At 39.8% G+C, this 2,635-nt stretch carries 1 protein-coding gene and 2 pseudogenes; 1 reads left to right on the forward strand and 2 read right to left on the reverse strand.

Features of this window, described 5'->3' with window-relative positions:
• Positions 1–500 (reverse strand): annotated as a pseudogene (locus IM322_RS04710) (hypothetical protein); the annotation flags it as partial.
• 114 nt (positions 501–614) lie between these two features.
• A complete protein-coding gene (locus IM322_RS04715) occupies positions 615–1,952 on the reverse strand; it encodes a helix-hairpin-helix domain-containing protein (RefSeq protein WP_287673254.1) in 1,338 nt (445 codons plus the stop codon).
• Between the two features lie 249 nt (positions 1,953–2,201).
• Here IM322_RS04715 and IM322_RS04720 point away from each other — a divergent pair.
• Positions 2,202–2,453, forward strand: a pseudogene (locus IM322_RS04720) (helix-turn-helix domain-containing protein); the annotation flags it as partial.
• Between the last annotated feature and the right edge of the window lie 182 nt (positions 2,454–2,635).

The following is a 2,635-nucleotide window of genomic DNA, read 5'->3' on the forward strand; positions in this document are numbered from 1 at the left end:
CGGACAAGCTTTTCTGAACGGAACTCCCTAAGCCGAGTTTTCAAGGTGCTGTCCGCCCACTTGGTTTTCGAGACGGTCTTTTTGATTCTAACGTAAAGCCAACCTAGAACGGCGGGGTTTCCCACCCAAAATTTTCGATGACGGGAACCAAAGGAGAGAATCCCCGATCTTGTTTCCTGATCACCGATAATATCCACCACTCCCTCTCCGTAAATCCAAGGAAAAGCTCCTCCGAGTTGGCGAATTTGCAGAGTACCATCGGGATTAATTGCTTTGATAATAGCACCAATTTCGTCTTTATGACCAGTAATAGCAATTTTTTGGGTCGAATCCTGTCCTCTAATTTTGCCGATGACATTTCCCGCTTGATCTTGCCATGTTTCTAATCCTAACTCTTGAAAGCGTTCTAGTAGCAGGCGATCGATTTCCGTTTCCATTCCACTAGGAGAATGATGGAGGACAAGAGTAGCAATAGTGTCAAAGAGGTGATCAAAATCCATATTTGTCTTGATTTGTGGGTCGAAAGAGAATTATTATCGAAACAGGAAATCGAGAAGGTTTTACAGGAACAATATTGGCGCAGCCATGGCTCTTGGGTGATTGCCAGTTAGCATTTAATGATTAATCAGAGGTGCAGAATTAGCCTGAAAACCCGCAACTTTCAGAGACTCTAGCACCGAATTGTCATCCTCTACCCAATAGTTTTGTCCTAAACGCACAAATTGACGCTGAGTTCCCGCACCAATGGTGGCAATAATGGGAACTTTTGCCTTTTGTTTGTCTCCCGATTGCAGAATACTTTTAAGAAGATTTTGACGATTTTGGTTGACGACATCTTGCATCGATAAATTAACCATCACCATTTTAATGGTTTCGATCGGTTCCGCATCTTCGATAATTAATTGTACCCGATCATCTCGGCGATCAACTTTTCCCCACACCATTAAAGTTGCTTCCTCCACTAATAATTTTTGCAGACGTTCATAGGTATCGGAAAAAACCACCGCTTCCGACTGTCCCGAGGCATCTTCTAGGGTTAAAAAAGCCATGGGAGTCCCTTTTTTGGTCATAATTTTCTTAACGGCATTTAATAGGACAATTGCACTAACTTTTTTTCTGGTTTTGTGTTCTTCTAAGTCGGCTAAATTGATAGGAGATAGGACTTGAGCGGCTCTTTGTAAAGCTTTTAAAGGATGTTCGGAAACATAAAAACCTAAATGTTCTTTTTCCAGTCTTAACTTTTCCTGTAGGGAAAAATCTTCCACTGCCGGCGCACTGGGAGACTGTTCAAACTCGGATTCTTGTTTATTTTCTGTGCTACCTCCTAGCATATCAAAAATATTCATTTGACCACTTTCTTTCTCTTTGGTGCGTTTTTGCGCCCAGGCAACTACTAATTCTAAATCTTCAATTAATTGATGGCGATTGGGTTGAATTTTATCAAAAGCACCACAATAAATTAGCGTTTCTAAAGCTCTTTTGTTGACCAATCGCAAATCAACACGCTCACAAAAATCCCCTAAGGAAGTAAACTTTCCTCCTGTTGCTTCCCGCGCTTTTAAAATAGCCTCGATCGCATTTTCGCCCAGATTTCTAACTGCGGACAAACCAAAGAGAATTTTGCGTCCAATCGGGGTAAAATGTTTTTGCGATCGATTGATGTCGGGAGGTTCGACATCGATATTCATTTTCTGACAGTTTTCTCGATACTTTTCCACCTTATCCTGATTATCGCTACTAGCAGTTAGTAACGCTGTCATATATTCCACAGGATAATTAGCTTTTAAATAAGCGGTTTGATAGGTGACGTAAGCATAAGCGGTAGAGTGAGATTTATTAAAACAATTGGAGGCAATTAACCCGTTGCCCAGCAAAAAATTATGATCTTTCTCCACACCAATATCGTAAACGGGTTTTCTTCCCAAGGATTGACGACCGATAATTTTAACCATATTAGTAACTCAACTCTCCAGAGATTTTGGCAAGGGTGCTAATAGAAATATAGCATTTCTTTGCTCAATCAGGCTCCCCAGGACAAAAAAATTACCATATTAATAACTAAAGTGTATATTCTACCTACAATAGGTTACGATCAAATTCAACAACATCATCGAAAATTTTGGTCTGAAACCCCGTCGTTTCAGGTTGGCTTTACTATTAAATACTAGCGCATTTACACCATATATGCTAGAATGTGAGGCATAGAGAAAGCCTATTAGTTTCGATTTTACCCAACACCCGAACAAGAGTCGTTATTGCGGCACACCTTGGGCTGTGTAAGATTAGTTTACAATCAAGCTCGCTATGTCAGAACACAAGCTGGGTACGAAAGACAAGAAAGAGTAGGATACAGTCAAACTTCTTCAATGTTAACCGAGGAGAAAAAACAAGAAGAATTAGACTTCTTGAATGAGGTTAGCTGTGGCCCTTTGCCACAAGGTTTAAGACACCTATAAACAGCTTTTACTAATTTCTTTGCTGGTCCTACTAAATTTCAGTAGATGGAAAAGTTTTTGTCCAATAGCGATCGCTAAATGATAGGGGCTAAAAAATTAGGGATTTTCTTAGTATTTATGTACTCAGACAACGACTAATGATAAGTAAAAGTTATCTATATCTAGATTGACTAATCAAA

Source organism: Microcystis sp. M109S1 (assembly GCF_020247025.1).
Lineage (GTDB): Bacteria > Cyanobacteriota > Cyanobacteriia > Cyanobacteriales > Microcystaceae > Microcystis.

What these genes read in the sequence shown, in the direction of transcription:
- IM322_RS04715 (WP_287673254.1), bottom strand. Translation starts at nt 1,952, where the DNA reads ATGGTTAAAATTATCGGTCGTCAATCCTTGGGAAGAAAACCCGTTTAC.